This window comes from Cryobacterium sp. Y62 (assembly GCF_002929785.1).
In the GTDB taxonomy this organism is placed as follows: Bacteria; Actinomycetota; Actinomycetes; order Actinomycetales; family Microbacteriaceae; genus Cryobacterium.
This window is the reverse complement of the sequence record NZ_PJJK01000107.1, coordinates 58,659-73,864: the sequence shown is the minus strand read 5'-3', so window position 1 is coordinate 73,864 and position 15,206 is coordinate 58,659. Positions and strand designations below refer to the sequence as shown.

The 15,206-nt window shown below is 64.6% G+C and carries 12 protein-coding genes; 7 read left to right on the top strand and 5 right to left on the bottom strand.

Features of this window, described 5'->3' with window-relative positions; genetic code table 11:
• The first annotated feature begins 55 nt into the window (after positions 1-55).
• The gene (locus CXY71_RS10550) at positions 56-1,699 is read left to right on the top strand and encodes a DNA repair helicase XPB (protein ID WP_104135572.1); all 1,644 of its coding nucleotides are present in this window, start codon (positions 56-58) and stop codon (positions 1,697-1,699) included.
• A 111-nt stretch (positions 1,700-1,810) separates the two neighbouring features.
• Here CXY71_RS10550 and CXY71_RS10545 read toward each other — a convergent pair whose 3' ends face one another.
• Positions 1,811-2,533, bottom strand: coding sequence for a pyrimidine reductase family protein (locus CXY71_RS10545; protein WP_104135571.1), 723 nt, complete (start codon positions 2,531-2,533; stop codon positions 1,811-1,813).
• Positions 2,533-3,447, bottom strand: coding sequence for a dihydropteroate synthase (gene folP / locus CXY71_RS10540; protein ID WP_233204589.1), 915 nt, complete (start codon positions 3,445-3,447; stop codon positions 2,533-2,535). Before folP ends, CXY71_RS10545 begins: the two co-directional genes overlap by 1 nt.
• Positions 3,448-3,590: 143 nt before the next feature.
• On the opposite strand from folP, the gene CXY71_RS10535 reads away from it, so the two are divergent.
• The 6 genes from CXY71_RS10535 (at position 3,591) to CXY71_RS10510 (ending at position 11,895) form a co-directional block, all read left to right on the top strand.
• Entirely contained in the window at positions 3,591-4,283 is a 693-nt protein-coding gene (locus CXY71_RS10535; protein ID WP_092112483.1) for a response regulator transcription factor, read from the top strand.
• Positions 4,284-4,329: 46 nt separating this feature from the next.
• The gene (locus CXY71_RS10530) at positions 4,330-6,069 is read left to right on the top strand and encodes a HAMP domain-containing sensor histidine kinase (RefSeq protein WP_104135570.1); all 1,740 of its coding nucleotides are present in this window, start codon (positions 4,330-4,332) and stop codon (positions 6,067-6,069) included.
• A gap of 130 nt (positions 6,070-6,199) precedes the next feature.
• Complete coding sequence (locus tag CXY71_RS10525; protein WP_104135569.1) at positions 6,200-6,490, top strand: WXG100 family type VII secretion target; 291 nt, start codon at positions 6,200-6,202, stop codon at positions 6,488-6,490.
• A 196-nt stretch (positions 6,491-6,686) separates the two neighbouring features.
• Positions 6,687-8,822, top strand: coding sequence for a choline BCCT transporter BetT (betT, locus tag CXY71_RS10520; protein WP_104135568.1), 2,136 nt, complete (start codon positions 6,687-6,689; stop codon positions 8,820-8,822).
• On the top strand, positions 8,819-10,315 hold the full coding sequence (locus CXY71_RS10515; protein WP_104135567.1) for an aldehyde dehydrogenase family protein: 1,497 nt from the start codon (positions 8,819-8,821) through the stop codon (positions 10,313-10,315). Before betT ends, CXY71_RS10515 begins: the two co-directional genes overlap by 4 nt.
• Positions 10,316-10,323: 8 nt before the next feature.
• Positions 10,324-11,895, top strand: coding sequence for a GMC family oxidoreductase (locus CXY71_RS10510; RefSeq protein WP_104135566.1), 1,572 nt, complete (start codon positions 10,324-10,326; stop codon positions 11,893-11,895).
• A gap of 193 nt (positions 11,896-12,088) precedes the next feature.
• On the opposite strand, the gene groL is transcribed toward CXY71_RS10510, so the two are convergent.
• The 3 genes from groL to CXY71_RS10495 form a co-directional block, all read right to left on the bottom strand.
• Complete coding sequence (gene groL / locus CXY71_RS10505) at positions 12,089-13,717, bottom strand: chaperonin GroEL (protein ID WP_104135565.1); 1,629 nt, start codon at positions 13,715-13,717, stop codon at positions 12,089-12,091.
• A 140-nt stretch (positions 13,718-13,857) separates the two neighbouring features.
• The gene (locus tag CXY71_RS10500) at positions 13,858-14,907 is read right to left on the bottom strand and encodes a DUF3048 domain-containing protein (protein WP_104135564.1); all 1,050 of its coding nucleotides are present in this window, start codon (positions 14,905-14,907) and stop codon (positions 13,858-13,860) included.
• 65 nt (positions 14,908-14,972) lie between these two features.
• Entirely contained in the window at positions 14,973-15,176 is a 204-nt protein-coding gene (locus CXY71_RS10495) for a cold-shock protein (RefSeq protein WP_035834941.1), read from the bottom strand.
• Between the last annotated feature and the right edge of the window lie 30 nt (positions 15,177-15,206).

Below are 15,206 nucleotides of genomic sequence, written 5' to 3'. Positions count from 1 at the left end.
GCGAGCATTGGCCGAGTGCAGGCGACGGCATCGGACGCGAGTAGGATTGAGCGCTATGTCTGATGGCCCCCTGATTGTTCAAAGTGACCGCACGGTGTTGCTCGAAGTCGCCCACCCTCTTGCCGAGGATGCTCGTCACGACCTCGCCGTTTTTGCCGAGCTCGAACGGGCTCCCGAGCACATCCACACTTACCGCATCACGCGGCTCGGCCTGTGGAATGCCCGGGCGGCCGGCCACGACGCTTCGGACATGCTCGCCACGCTCGAGAAATATTCCAAGTTCGCCATACCGCAGACGGTCAGCGTGGACATCACCGAGACGGTCGGCCGCTACGGCCGCCTCGTCATCGAACGCGACTCCGAGGGCGACTTGGTGCTACACAGCAGCGACCAGGCCGTGCTCACCGAGATAGCAGGGGCCAAGCGCATCGCGCCACTGCTGATCGGGCATCCGTCGTCGGAAACGTACCTGGTCGAGCCGTGGGCTCGCGGGCAGCTCAAGCAGGAGCTGGTGAAGCTCGGCTGGCCGGCCGAGGACCTCGCCGGGTACACGCCCGGCACCCCGCACGACATCGCCCTGCGCGAAGACGGCTGGGCGCTGCGCGACTACCAGAACAAGGCCGTCGCGAGCTTCTTCGACGGCGGCAGCGGCGTAGTCGTGCTGCCCTGTGGCGCCGGTAAAACACTGGTCGGCGCCGGAGCGATGGCCACCGCCAAGACCAACACGCTCATCCTGGTAACCAACACGGTCTCGGCGCGGCAATGGCGCAACGAACTGCTCAAGCGCACCACGCTCACGCCCGACGAGATCGGCGAATACTCCGGGCAAGTCAAAGAGGTCAAGCCCGTGACCATCGCGACCTACCAAATTCTCACCGCGAAGCGCAAGGGCGAGTACGCCCACCTCGAGCTGCTCGACGCCATGGACTGGGGCCTGGTGATTTACGATGAGGTGCATCTGTTGCCAGCACCCGTGTTCAAGCTCACCGCCGAGCTGCAGGCGCGCCGCCGCCTCGGTCTCACCGCCACCCTGGTGCGCGAGGACGGCCGCGAGGGCGATGTGTTCAGCCTGATCGGCCCCAAGCGGTTCGACGCCCCGTGGAAGGAGATCGAGGCTCAAGGCTTCATCTCGCCCGCCAACTGCTACGAGGTGCGCATCGACCTGCCGCAGTCGGAGCGACTCAGCTACGCTGCGGCAGCGGATCATGAGCGATACCGCATGGCGGCAACCGCTCCGGCCAAGCTCGGCGTAGTGCAGGTCCTGATCAAGAAGCACGAGGGCGAACGTATCCTCGTGATCGGCCAGTACCTCGACCAGATCGACGAGCTCGCCGAGGTGTTGAACGCTCCCCAGCTCACCGGTGCCACTCCAATCGACGAGCGAGAACGGTTGTATCAGGCGTTCCGGGTGGGCGAGGTCAAGGTGCTCGTGGTGTCGAAGGTTGCGAACTTCTCGGTCGACCTGCCCGAGGCGACCGTGGCCATCCAGGTGTCCGGCTCATTCGGCTCTCGCCAGGAGGAGGCCCAGCGCCTCGGCCGTCTGCTGCGACCAAAAGAGTCCGGCCTATCGGCGAACTTCTATACCCTCGTCGCCCGCGACACCGTCGACCAGGACTTCGCGCAGAACCGCCAGCGTTTTCTCGCCGAGCAGGGCTACAGCTACACGATCCTCGACTCGCATAGCCTCGAGGCCGCATAACTCCGTTCCCCGCTCGCCTGAGTACTTTCCGGATCCGGGCCCAGAAAGCGGGCCTACGTTGGATCATGGGCCCGCTTTGGCAAAGCGGCCAGAACAAACGCTTGCCCGATCTCAGGACCGCGTGCGCCCGTAACGCAAGAACAGCATGTCGCCGGCGCGCAGGACGTGCAGCAGCTCCATAGCGCGGGTAACAGCGCTAGCGCCAACGGCGATACGCCCGGCCGAGCCCCCCACCAGCACCGGACTGAAACTCAGGCACAACTCGTCGACACAGTCCGCCGCGAGCAGGTCGCCGAACAGGTGCGGACCCCCCTCGCACAGAATCTGCGGCAAACCGCGTTCGGCGAGCGCCGCCACTACGCGGTGCGGCTCGACTTCTTCGTCGCCGCACACGATCACGTCGGCCACCGCGGCGAGCGCGGCCCGCCGGTCTGACGGGGCGGCGGCGTGGGTCAGCACGATGGGTCGAGTCGCAGCTTCCGTGAAAAGCGGATGCCGCGGGTCGAGATCCAGCCGCCCCGACACCACGGCCAGCGGAGGCTGAGCGGCCAGACCCGCCTGCGTGCGCCAGGCCGCGTCATCCGCTGACAAACGAATGCCGCCGTAGCCCTCGGCCCGAACGGTGCCCGCCCCGATGAGGATCACGTCGGTCAGCAGCCGCAGGGTGTCGAACACGAGTTTGTCGTCGGCGTTGTTCAGACCGCCGCTCAGGTCGTCGATGGTCGCGGCGCCGTCGAGACTCGCGATGAAGTTGACGCGCGTCCGCGGCGCCGAACGGTCGACCACTTGGTAGCTCTCGATCAGTTCCGCCCGCGGCGGCAGCTCGGCGCGCATCAGGCGAGGTTGTGACGCTCGTAGGCGGGCTGCCGAAGCCCGAGGATGGCCTCGGTCATGCGCACGGCATCGACGGCCGCGCGCACGTTGTGCATGCGCACGATCCGCGCTCCCTGCAGAATACAGACCGTCATGGCGGCCAGCGAACCGTCGACCCGCTCGCCGCGCGGCCGATCGAGGCTCTCTCCGACGAAATCCTTATTGGAGACGGCCACGAGCGTCGGCAGGCCGAGCCCGGTGATCTCGCCAAGCCTTCGGGTGATCTCGAGCGAGTGCCGGGTGGTCTTGTTGAGGTCATGGCCGGGGTCGATGATGATGCGGTCGGCCCGCATTCCACGCCCGAGGGCACGGTCGACGCGGGCGAGCAGAAACGCGCTGACCTCGCCAACGACATCGTCGTACTGCGGCGCCGGGTAGGGCATTCGCGGCGCCGCGAGGCTGTGGGTAATCACGAGGGTGGCATCGCTGTCGGCGACCACATCGGCCATGGCGGGGTCGTGCACGCCCGTGGTGTCGTTGATCACGTGCACGCCGGCGGCGATGCTCGCGGCGGCCACAGCCGGGTGAAAGGTATCGACCGAGATGACCACGCCGGCGCCGCGCAGCGCCGCGACCACCGGAACCACCCGGTCGATCTCCTCCTCGATCGGCACGGCCGGCCCGGGCGCGAACTTGGCGCCACCAATGTCAATCCAATCCGCTCCATCAGCAATGGCCTTCCGTGCCGCTAGAACGGATGCGTCGAGCGCGAACGTTGCACCCTGGTCGTAGAACGAATCCGGCGTGCGATTGACGATGGCCATCACTGCCACCTCGCGATCGAAATCGAAGGTGCGGCCGCCGATCAACCGGCGCGGTGCATCCAGTTGAGGAAGCAGCACTCCCGGAGCGGAGCTGATTCTTGTGCGGGTCATAACGGTCCTCACCATTGGAATGAATCGATTGTTCCATTCCATCATGGCGCTAACTCCTGCCGCGGAACGGATCATCGGCCGCCGATCCCGGCACATGGGCTCACTCTCAGCGAAGCTCCAGCTAACACGCAGATACTGGGGGCATGACTGACGGCCCCCGCATCCTTATCGTCGATGACGAACCCAATATTCGCGACCTTCTCACCACCAGCCTCCGCTTCGCCGGCTTCGCCGTGCGCGCAGTGGGCAATGGCGCGCAGGCTATCTCCGCCGTGCTCGAGGAGGAACCCGACCTCATTATTCTTGACGTCATGCTTCCCGACATGAACGGTTTCGGTGTCACCAAGCGCCTGCGTTCGGCCGGCTACACGGCCCCGATCCTTTTCCTCACCGCCAAGGACGACACCGAAGACAAGATCACCGGCCTCACCGTCGGCGGCGACGATTACGTGACCAAGCCGTTCAGCCTCGACGAAATCGTCGCTCGGATCAAGGCCATCCTGCGTCGCACCATGCACGCCGACGAAGATGCCGTGATTCGCGCCGGCGAACTCACCATGGATCAGGACACCCACGAGGTTCTTGTCGGCACCGAGGCCATCGAGCTGAGCCCGACCGAGTTCAAGCTGCTGCGTTACCTCATGCTCAACCCCAACCGGGTGCTGTCGAAGGCGCAGATTCTCGATCACGTCTGGGAATACGACTTTAACGGTGACGCCGGAATCGTGGAGAGCTACATCTCCTACCTGCGCCGCAAGGTCGACGTGCACTCGAGCGAACCGCTCATTCAAACCAAGCGTGGCTTCGGCTACATGCTCAAGGCTGCCAAGGCATGATCCATGGGGCTTAGGCACAGCGAGCTTTCGTAGACTCAAGCCACTCATGCACGAAACCCTGTCCAGGCGGTGGAGCAGCATCTCCCTCCGTTCCAAGATCACCGGTGTCACGGTGTTGATGCTCACGCTCGGCCTGCTTGTTTCCGGAATCGGCACCATGGCCATGCTCAAGCAATATGTAGTGACTCAGGTCGACACGCAGCTGCAGGTCGACACGCAAACCGCGCTCAGCGGATACTCGTCGAGCGTGTTCTCCCAGGGTGACACCGAGGGAGTCGCCTCGGACTACTTCGTAGCTCTGTACGACCAGGACGGCGCTCTGATAACCCGCACCTGGCAGGAACGCGACCACGCCGAGCTGCCGGTTATCGGCATGCCGCTCGACCTGAAACGGGTATCGCAGCTCGACGGACAGATTCAAACCCTGTGGGACGCCGCCCACGCCACCGAGTTTCACGCGATTATGGTACCCGTGGTGATCAGCCCGACCGGCACCTACGGCACCCTCGTCATGGCGGTGTCGTTGCGGCCGACCGAGAACACCATGGCTACCTACCTCACGATCTTCCTGGGCTTCGGCGCTGGAGTCGTGCTTATCGGAGCCATGCTCACCCGCGTACTCGTCACCACCACCTTCGTTCCGCTCCGCGAGGCCGAGCAGACCGCCGCGGCGATCGCCGACGGTGACTTCAGCCAGAGGCTCGGCGGCGCCACCCCGAACACCGAGGTCGGGCGCCTCAACCGATCGCTCAACATCATGCTCAGCCGCATCGACCGAGCCTTTAAAGACCGCGCCCGCACCATCGACCAAATGCGCCGCTTCGTTGGCGACGCCAGCCACGAACTGCGCACCCCCCTGGTTTCGGTGCGCGGCTACGCCGAGCTGTATCGTATGGGCGCCCTGCAGACCCCCGAAGATGTCGCCCAGGCCATGGAACGCATCGAAAAAGAGGCCATTCGCATGGGTGGTCTGGTCGAGGATTTGCTTGAACTCGCCCGCCTCGACGAGACCAAGCCGCTCGCGCTCACCCGGGTCGACCTCGTTCCGCTGGCGCGCGACGCCGCCCTCGATGCCATGGCCAGCTCACCGGGCCGCCAGGTGACGGTGCTCACTCCCCCGCCGGCACCCGGGTCGCCCGGTCGCGATCTTGACGCTGACCACGACCACGAGCACCGCGATGGTGATTCCGGCGAGATCGACAGCGATGGAACAGAAAGCATCACCACCGGCACGATTACCCGGCCGTCCGGATCGAGCACTCCGACCGGTGCCATCGCCTTCGCCGGCGCCACCCTGGCCCGGCTGCGCACCCGCAAACCGCGCCGTACAACCGCAGCGCTTCCCGATGCCGGCCTGACGGTGTTGCCCGTCGTACCCCAGCTGCCGCCCGTGGTGATGGCCGAAGAGAACAAGATTCGCCAGGTCATCACCAACTTGATGGGCAATGCGATGCGGTTCACCGCACCGGACAGCCCGATCGAACTCGAGGTCGTGGTCGACCCGCGCACCCTGCGGGCATCGATCGCCATCGTCGACCACGGCGAAGGCATCCCACCACAGATTCGCGAGAAGATCTTCCAGCGCTTCTGGCGCGCCGACTCCAGCCGCGCCCGCGAAACCGGTGGCAGCGGCCTCGGCCTCGCCATCGTCGCCGCCATCGTCGCAAGCCACAACGGTACCGTCGACGTCGTCGACACCCCCGGCGGCGGCGCCACCTTCCGCATCTCGCTCCCCCTCGCCGGCACGCCGAGCGCGCCGCTGCACACCCAGCCCGTCATCCCGTAACCGCCCTCCTGCACAGGCCGCGGCAGGCGGCATCCGTTCACAAATTGGTTGCCGGGCAGCGGATGCTGCACGCTCTCCTTCTACGCTCATGGTCACCAACATTCATGTTTGAGTAGCAGGAAGGCACACCATGACGAGCTTTCAGGTCGACAGCGATGCGGTGCAGAGCACCGCCAACACCGCACGCGGCACGATCGGGCAGGTGCAGGCTGATGTGGCCGAACTCAACGCCCAGCTCACGAGTCTCGAAGGGTTCTGGACCGGCCAGGCATCGGCTGCGTTCCAGGGGGCTTTCGCCGAGTGGCGCGGCATGCACCAGCAGCTGGAAGAGAGCCTGACCCTGCTCAACCAGGCGCTGAGCCTGGCCGGACAACAGTACGCCGAGACCGAGCAGGCCAACACCCGGCTGTTCGCACGGTAGACGATTCGTACCCGGTCGGAGTGTGTTATCCCGCGCGGGATAGCACGACCGCAGCCCAAAAAAGCCCGGAAAGACGCGGATTTTCGGTTGCTAGACTGACAGATGCGCTTGCGCCGCCACCGCGGCCACTCGGACAGCCATGCCGCGAACACGCGGTCGGCGCCATCGAGACATCACACCGAGTACCAAGGATGAGATGACTTTCTCTGCCCACATTCCCGCTACCGAACCATCGACCGGACCGCCTGGCCTCCCCCCGGAGAACAAGACCCGGGTGAACAAAACGGTCTTTTTCGGTTCAGCCTCCGGCATCATTGCCATCGCCCTCTGGGCGATCCTCGCGCCCAACAACGCGAGCGACGTCATTGCCGCCGTCGTCGGCTGGGTGTCGGTCAACCTCGGCTGGTACTACTTTCTAATCGTCACCGTCGTGCTGGTCTTCGTCATCGTCGTCGCCCTGGCCCGCGTCGGCAAGACCCGCCTCGGGCCAGACCACTCCAGGCCGCAATTTAGCTTGTTCACCTGGACCGCCATGCTATTCGCCGCCGGAATCGGCATCGACCTCATGTTCTTCTCGGTCTCCGAACCCGTCACCCAGTACCTCGCCCCGCCCACCGGCGACGGCAGCTCCGTTGAGGCCGCCCGCCAGGCCATGGTCTGGACCCTGTTCCACTACGGCCTCACCGGCTGGGCCCTCTACGCCCTCATGGGACTGGCCCTCGGCTACTTCGCCTACCGGCAAAACCTGCCGCTGAGCATCCGTTCAGCGCTGTACCCGATCTTCGGCAAGAAGATCCGCGGCCCGATCGGCGACGTGGTCGACATCGCGGCGATCCTCGGCACCATTTTCGGCATCGCCACGAGTCTCGGCATCGGCGTCGCCCAGCTCAACTACGGCCTCACCTTTATGTTCGGAGCGCCGGAGACGCTTCTCGTGCAGGCCTCGCTCATCGCCCTGAGCGTGGTCATGGCCACGATCTCGGTCGTCTCCGGGGTTGAGAAGGGCATCCGTCGACTGTCCGAGCTGAACGTTCTGCTGAGCGTTGGTCTCATGCTGTTCGTTCTGATCGCCGGCAATACGAGCTTCCTGCTCGACGCCATCGTCCTCAACATCGGTGACACCCTGAGCCGGTTCCCGGCTATGACCCTTAATACCTTCGCCTATGACCGGCCCGATGAATGGCTCAACTCGTGGACCCTGTTCTTCTGGGCCTGGTGGATCGCCTGGGCACCGTTCGTCGGGCTGTTCCTGGCCCGCATCAGCCGCGGCCGCACCATCCGCGAGTTCGTCGCAGGCACCATGATCGTGCCGTTCGCGTTCATCCTGATCTGGATCGCCGTGTTCGGCAACAGCGCCCTCGCTATTGTGATCGGCGGTGATGCCGGCTTCGGTGAGGTCGCCATGAATTCGCCGGAGCGTGCGTTTTACTCACTCCTGGCCGAGTTCCCGTTCGCACCGGCCACCGCCGCGATCGCCACCTTCACCGGACTGCTGTTCTATGTCACGAGCGCCGACTCCGGCGCCCTCGTGATGGCCAATTTCACCTCGCATCTCAAGGACTCCGAGTCCGACGGTCCGAAGTGGCTGCGCATCTTTTGGGCGGTAACCACCGGCGTGCTGACCCTGGCAATGATGCTGGTGGGCGGCATCCCGACCCTGCAAAATGCCACGATCATCATGGGACTGCCCTTCTCGGCGGTACTGCTGCTCGTCATGCTCGGGCTGTATCGCGCGCTTCGGCTTGAGCAATCGCTTACCGACAGTTACCGGGCGAGTCTGCCCGGTCTGCTGTCCGGCCGCAGTACCGACCCGGCCAGGGCGCGCAACTGGCGTCAGCGGTTGACCCGCGCCATGAGCTACCCCGGTCCACGCCAGGCCGAACGCTTCGTGTCGAGCGTGGCCCTGCCCGCCCTGCAGGAAGTGCGTGACGAGCTCGTGACGCAGGGTGCAGAAGTGATCCTGTCGCAGGGCGTGGTCGACGGCCTGCAGATTCCGCACCTCGACCTCAACGTATCGATGGGCGACGAACGCGGGTTCAAATACCAAATCTACCCCGTGCAATCCGACACTCCGACCTATGCGGTGCGTTCGGCGAGCGCCAGCGGCAAGTATTACCGCATGGAGGTTTTCTCCCTCGAGGGCAGCCACGGCTACGACCTCATGGGCTACAGCAAGGAGCAGGTCATCACTGACGTGCTCGATCATTACGAAACCCACCTCGACTTTCTGCATCTCAACCGGGCAGAGCCGGGAAACACCGCCCTCGCCGAGGACCAGGTGGCTAAGGACAATTGGGAAACCGATTTTGAATCGGACGAGGTCAAGCAATGAACACACCGATCGATACTGCCGCACCGGCGACGCTGTTCATCAGCGGCGCCTGGCTGCCCGCGAGCGACGCGGGCACCCGCGAAATCCACTGCCCGGCCGATCAGAGCTTGGTCGGCACGGTCAGCGAGGCGACCACAGCGGATGTCCACGCTGCGATCCGCGCGGCCCGCACCGCTTTCGACAGCGGCCTGTGGAGCAGCGTTCCGGCGCCCGAACGCGGTGATTTTCTGCTGCGCGTCGCCGCTGAACTGCGCGTGCGCCGGGCCGAGTTCGCCCACGCCGAAACGCTCGACACCGGCAAACGCCTGGTTGAGAGTGAAATCGACATGGACGACATCGCGAACTGCTTCGCCTACTTCGGCAAGATTGCCGGGCAGGACAGCGGGCGCATCGTCGACGCCGGCGATGAAAACGTCGTCAGCCGCATCGTGCACGAGCCCGTCGGGGTTTGCGGCCTGATCGCGCCGTGGAACTACCCACTGTTGCAGGCCGCCTGGAAGATCGCCCCGGCCCTCGCCGCCGGCAACAGCTTCGTGCTCAAGCCGAGCGAGCTCACCCCACACACCAGCATGCTCATGATGGTGCTGCTCGACGATCTCGGCCTGCCGGCCGGCGTCGCCAACCTCGTGCTCGGTGCCGGTGCTGTGGCCGGCGAACCGCTGTCCAGCCACCCCGATGTCGACCTGGTCTCGTTCACCGGCGGCCTCGAGACCGGTCGGAAGATCGCCGCGGCCGCCGCTGGAACAGTCAAGAAGGTCGCCCTCGAACTCGGTGGTAAGAATCCCAACGTGATCTTCGCTGACGCCGACTTCGACGCCGCCGTGGACAACGCGCTCAATGGCGCGTTCGTACACTCGGGGCAGGTCTGCTCGGCCGGCGCGCGCATCGTGGTAGAGGCATCCATTGCTGAGAAATTCGTCGACGAACTGGTGCGCCGGGCCAACCAAATTCGCCTCGGCGGACCGTTTGATCCCGACGCCGAAACCGGGCCACTGATCAGCGCCGCGCACCGCGACAAGGTCACCGCCTACGTCGCGAAGGGCATCGCAGAGGGCGCTCGCCTGCGCTGCGGCGGAACCTGGGGCGAGGGCGACCTCGAGGAGGGCTTCTATTACACGCCGACCGTGCTCGACCAGGTGTCGGGCGGCATGTCCGTCGTGATCGACGAGGCTTTCGGCCCGGTAGTGACGATTGAAACCTTCGAGACCGAAGCCGAGGCCGTGCGCATCGCCAATGACACCGTCTACGGCCTGGCCGGAGCGGTCTGGACCCAGGACGCCGGCAAGGCCCAGCGCATGGCCAAGGCCCTCCGGCACGGAACCATCTGGATCAATGATTTTCACCCCTATCTGCCGCAGGCGGAGTGGGGCGGCTACGGTCAGTCCGGCGTTGGCCGCGAGCTCGGCCCGATGGGCCTCGGCGAGTACCAGGAAACCAAGCACATCTACCAGAACACCGCACCGGCCGTCACCGGCTGGTTCGCCGCACGTTAGGACCACCGATGACCGCACTGACTCAAACCGAATTCGACTACATCGTGATCGGCGGCGGCTCCGCCGGGGCCGCTGTTGCCGCGCGGCTGAGCGAGGACCCCACGCTCGAGGTGGCCCTCGTGGAAGCCGGCCCCGACGACCGTGGCATCGATGTCATCCTCCAGCTCGACCGCTGGATGGAGTTGCTTGAGAGCGGCTACGACTGGGACTACCCGATCGAGCCGCAGGAGCACGGCAACTCGTTCATGCGCCACGCCCGTGCCAAGGTGCTCGGCGGCTGCTCCAGTCACAACTCCTGCATCGCCTTCTGGGCACCGGCCGAAGATCTGAACGACTGGGCCACTTTCTACGACGCCACAGGCTGGGACGCCGCTAATACCTTCCCGCTGTTCCAGCGCCTGGAAACCAACGAAGACCAGGCGCCGCACCACGGCCAGGCCGGCCCGGTGCACCTGATGAACGTGCCGGCCACCGACCCTTGCGGCGTGGCCCTCCTCGATGCCTGCGAGCAGACCGGAATCCCGCGCACCACGTTCAACTCCGGCACAACCGTTGTGAACGGGGCGAACTTCTTCCAGATCAACCGGCAGGCGGACGGAACGCGCGCGTCGTCATCCGTTTCTTATATTCACCCGATTCGGGATCGTGCCAACTTCACCCTGCTCACCGGAATGCGGGCCCGCAAACTCACTTTCGACGAGAGCAAGCGCTGCACCGGCGTGCAGGTCGTCGATGCTCCCGGCGGCAAGACTCACTACCTCACCACCCGCGCCGAGGTCATCCTCTCGGCCGGCGCCATCGATTCACCCAAGCTGCTCATGCTCTCCGGCGTCGGTCCGTCAGCGCAGTTGAAGGAGTTCGGCATCGAGGTAGTTGCGGACTCCCCCGGCGTCGGCGAGAACCTGCAGGACCATCCAGAGGGTGTGATTCAGTGGGAGGCGAAGCAGCCAATGCCCGAGACTAGCACTCAGTGGTGGGAAGCCGGCATCTTCACGACCACCGAGGAGGGCCTCGACCGCCCCGACCTCATGTTCCACTACGGTTCGGTTCCCTTCGACATGCACACCGCCCGTCAGGGTTACCCGACGACGGAGAACGGGTTCTGCCTGACCCCGAACGTCACTCGGGCACGCTCCCGCGGCACGGTCAAACTGCGCTCGAGCGACTACCGCGACAAGCCTATGGTGGATCCGCGCTACTTCACCGACCCGCACGACATGCGCGTTATGGTCGCGGGAATTCGCAAGGCCCGGGAGATCGTGGGCCAGCCGGCCATGGCCGAGTGGGCTGGCGAGGAGCTGTATCCGGGCGTCACTGTGCAAACGGATGCCGAAATCACCTCGTACATCGAAAAGACCCACAACACGGTCTACCACCCCGCCGGAACCGTGCGGATGGGCGCCGTCGACGATTCGCTCGCGCCGCTCGACTCCGAGCTGCGGGTCAAGGGAGTTACCGGCCTGCGCGTCGCCGATGCGTCGGTCATGCCGGTTCTCGTTACCGTAAACCCGAACATCACCACGATGATGATCGGCGAACGCTGTGCCGACCTGGTGAAGTCGGCCCGCAGCATCCGCTAAAACACGGAACAGACACAAAGGTGGGCGCGCCTCCCCAAGGACGCGCGCCCACCCACTGACCAAAGCACGACGTAAAAAGAGTGCGCGCCTCCCCAAGGACGCGCGCCCACCCACTGACCAAAGCACGACGTAAAAAGAGTGGGCGCCTCCCCAAGGAGGCGCCCACTCTTTTGTGGTGCTAGCTGGCGGGGACTTAGAAGTCCATGCCACCCGAGGGGTCGCCGGCCGGAGCCGAGTTCTTCTCGGGCTTGTCAGCAACGACGGCCTCGGTGGTGAGGAACAGTCCGGCAATCGACGCGGCGTTGAGCAGCGCGGAGCGGGTGACCTTCACCGGGTCATTGATACCGGCAGCGATCATGTCGACGTACTCGCCGGTGGCGGCATTAAGGCCCCATCCAACGGGCAGGTTGCGCACCTTATCGGCGACAACACCGGGCTCCATACCCGCGTTGAGAGCGATCTGCTTGAGCGGAGCATCGATGGCGACGCGCACGATGTTCGCGCCCGTTGCCTCGTCGCCGACGAGAGCGAGAACTGCCTGGCTCTCGAACGCGGTCTTGCCAGCCTGGATGAGTGCAACGCCACCACCGGCGACGATGCCCTCTTCAACGGCAGCCTTGGCGTTGCGCACTGCATCTTCGATGCGGTGCTTGCGCTCCTTGAGCTCAACCTCCGTTGCGGCTCCGGCCTTGATGACAGCAACGCCGCCAGCAAGCTTGGCGAGGCGCTCCTGGAGCTTCTCGCGGTCGTAGTCGCTGTCGGTGTTCTCGATCTCGGCGCGGATCTGCGAAACGCGACCGGCGATAGCTTCGACGTCGCCGGCACCCTCAACGATCGTGGTCTCGTCCTTGGTGATGACGACCTTGCGGGCGTTACCAAGCAGGTCGAGCGTGACGTTCTCGAGCTTGAGGCCAACCTCTTCCGAGATGACCTGTCCACCGGTGAGAATGGCGATGTCCTGCAGCTGAGCCTTGCGACGGTCCCCGAAGCCCGGCGCCTTGACGGCGACGGACTTGAAGATGCCACGGATCTTGTTCACAACGAGCGTGGCCAAGGCCTCGCCGTCGACGTCTTCCGCGATGATGAGGAGCTGCTTACCGGTCTGGATGACCTTGTCCACGATGGGGAGCAGGTCCTTGATGTTGGAGACCTTGGAGTTGACGATCAGGATGTAGGGGTCTTCGAAGACCGCTTCCTGACGGTCGGGGTCGGTGACGAAGTACGCCGACAGGAAGCCCTTGTCGAAGCGCATGCCCTCGGTGAGCTCGAGTTCGGTGCCGAAGGTGTTCGACTCCTCAACGGTGACAACACCTTCCTTGCCGACCTTGTCGATGGCCTCGGCAATGATCGCGCCAATTTCGGTGTCGCCGGCAGAGATGGAAGCCGTGGCCGCGATCTCTTCCTTGGTTTCGATTTCCTTGGCGCTGGCGATGAGCTCGGCAATGACAGCTGCCGTGGCCTTCTCGATGCCGCGCTTTAGGCTGATCGGATCGGCGCCGGCTGCGACGTTGCGCAGGCCTTCGCGAACCAGGGCCTGAGCGAGGACAGTGGCGGTGGTCGTTCCGTCGCCGGCTACGTCATCCGTCTTCTTGGCGACCTCTTTGACGAGCTCGGCACCGATCTTCTCGTACGGGTCGTCGAGTTCGATCTCCTTGGCGATGGACACACCGTCGTTGGTGATCGTGGGGGCGCCCCACTTCTTCTCCAGAACGACGTTGCGGCCGCGCGGGCCGAGGGTGACCTTGACGGTGTCGGCCAGAATGTTCAGGCCGCGCTCAAGCCCACGACGGGCCTCTTCATTGAATGCAATGATTTTTGCCATATGTGTAACTCGTCCCTCCCGGACGTTCCAAACGATGATGGGGTTAGCACTCAGATGACGAGAGTGCTAGATCGATTCTGGCACTCTGGGGTCGAGAGTGCAAGCGAGCATCCGGGGTGATGTCGGGCTGTCTGCAGCTGTCAGGGAACGAGATCGGCTGAGCCGGTACCGTTGGGCACCAACTGGAACCAGGTATTGCCCGGTGCCAGCCGAATTGTCACGCCGTTGCCGTCGATGAAGCGGATCGGTGAGGTCTGGGCATCCTTGCTCCAGGTGGCCGCTAGGGTCTTGCCACCGGACGAGATCGACGCTTCACCGGAGGCGATCAACTCGGTCTTGGGGATACTGTTGGAGACGGTCACATCGACCCGCAACACGACCACGTTGGTGGCCTTGAGTTGGGCACCCTCGGGGGTCAGGTCGGGCACACCGTCCTGAGCGCGCAGGTAGGCGGCCGCCTCGGCGTTCCAGGTCCAGCTGCGGGCGCTGGAGTTGGAGAACTGGGTGTTGATCACCGAAATCGGCGTGCCGTCCGTAGAAGCGGATGCCGCGGCGAGGGTGGCTGCGTAGGCGTACTGCTGGGCGGGCGGGGTGACGGAGGCATTGCGGTTGACGAATTCCGACGCGGCGAGGATCACGTTGTGCGGGGCCGACGTAGCGGAAGACCGCGAGAACAAGCCGGTCGTGTCATAGTCGAAGATGGCACTGATCTGGCCAGTCACGTTCATCGCGTCGACGAATCGCTGCTGGCCACCGGAATAGGCGACCAGACCGCCGAACGGCGCAATAATGTCAGGGTCCATCGGCCGGATCGACCGCACCGGGCCGAGCTGATCGGGAATACTCGACTGCCAGACCGCGACATAGCGGGTGATGCCGCCCTCGACCAGTTCTTCGAACACGAGGTCGGTGCGGTCGATGGCAACCTGCGGCCGGGCCGCAACGTGGTTGTCAATCTTGGCTGCCAGTGACGGGTGGGCCAACGAGCCGCCTTCGACGCTCTGCCCGGTCAGCGGTGCGATCTCGGTCGCCGCCGGGGCGACATAGTCAGAGGTCCAAGCCGTGCTGGTCGGTGCCGAGGAGGGGGTCGGGGTACTGCCGGTGCACGCGCTCAGGAGCAGTGCCGGTAATACGAGGGCGAGCAGCCCCGCGGCCTGAAGCGGTCGAGCGGTACGGGCCGTATTTTTCATAGTCACCGGTAAACACTAACGCCGCCCGTTGCAGCGGGCGGCGTTAGTGTGAAATGCGAGGCGGGTTAGGCCGGTCGAACCGATTCAGCCTGAGGGCCTTTCGCTCCGGCACCAACCTCAAAGACGACCTGCTGGCCTTCTTCGAGAACCTTGTACCCGCTCATGTCAATGGCGGAGTAGTGGACGAAGACGTCTTGCCCTCCGCCGTCGACGGTGATGAAGCCGAAACCCTTTTCAGCGTTGAACCATTTTACGGTTCCGTTCGCCATGTGTTACTCCTTGCTCAGTTATCAACGGCA

Excerpts from the sequence above, each read along its gene's own strand:
- CXY71_RS10535 (WP_092112483.1), top strand. The coding sequence starts at position 3,591 with ATGACTGACGGCCCCCGCATCCTTATCGTCGATGACGAACCCAATATT.
- betT (WP_104135568.1), top strand. The coding sequence starts at position 6,687 with ATGACTTTCTCTGCCCACATTCCCGCTACCGAACCATCGACCGGACCG.
- CXY71_RS10545 (WP_104135571.1), bottom strand. The coding sequence starts at position 2,533 with ATGCGCGCCGAGCTGCCGCCGCGGGCGGAACTGATCGAGAGCTACCAA.
- CXY71_RS10525 (WP_104135569.1), top strand. The coding sequence starts at position 6,200 with ATGACGAGCTTTCAGGTCGACAGCGATGCGGTGCAGAGCACCGCCAAC.
- CXY71_RS10550 (WP_104135572.1), top strand. The coding sequence starts at position 56 with ATGTCTGATGGCCCCCTGATTGTTCAAAGTGACCGCACGGTGTTGCTC.
- CXY71_RS10515 (WP_104135567.1), top strand. The coding sequence starts at position 8,819 with ATGAACACACCGATCGATACTGCCGCACCGGCGACGCTGTTCATCAGC.
- CXY71_RS10500 (WP_104135564.1), bottom strand. The coding sequence starts at position 14,907 with ATGAAAAATACGGCCCGTACCGCTCGACCGCTTCAGGCCGCGGGGCTG.
- folP (WP_233204589.1), bottom strand. The coding sequence starts at position 3,447 with ATGACCCGCACAAGAATCAGCTCCGCTCCGGGAGTGCTGCTTCCTCAA.
- CXY71_RS10510 (WP_104135566.1), top strand. The coding sequence starts at position 10,324 with ATGACCGCACTGACTCAAACCGAATTCGACTACATCGTGATCGGCGGC.
- CXY71_RS10495 (WP_035834941.1), bottom strand. The coding sequence starts at position 15,176 with ATGGCGAACGGAACCGTAAAATGGTTCAACGCTGAAAAGGGTTTCGGC.
- CXY71_RS10530 (WP_104135570.1), top strand. The coding sequence starts at position 4,330 with ATGCACGAAACCCTGTCCAGGCGGTGGAGCAGCATCTCCCTCCGTTCC.
- groL (WP_104135565.1), bottom strand. The coding sequence starts at position 13,717 with ATGGCAAAAATCATTGCATTCAATGAAGAGGCCCGTCGTGGGCTTGAG.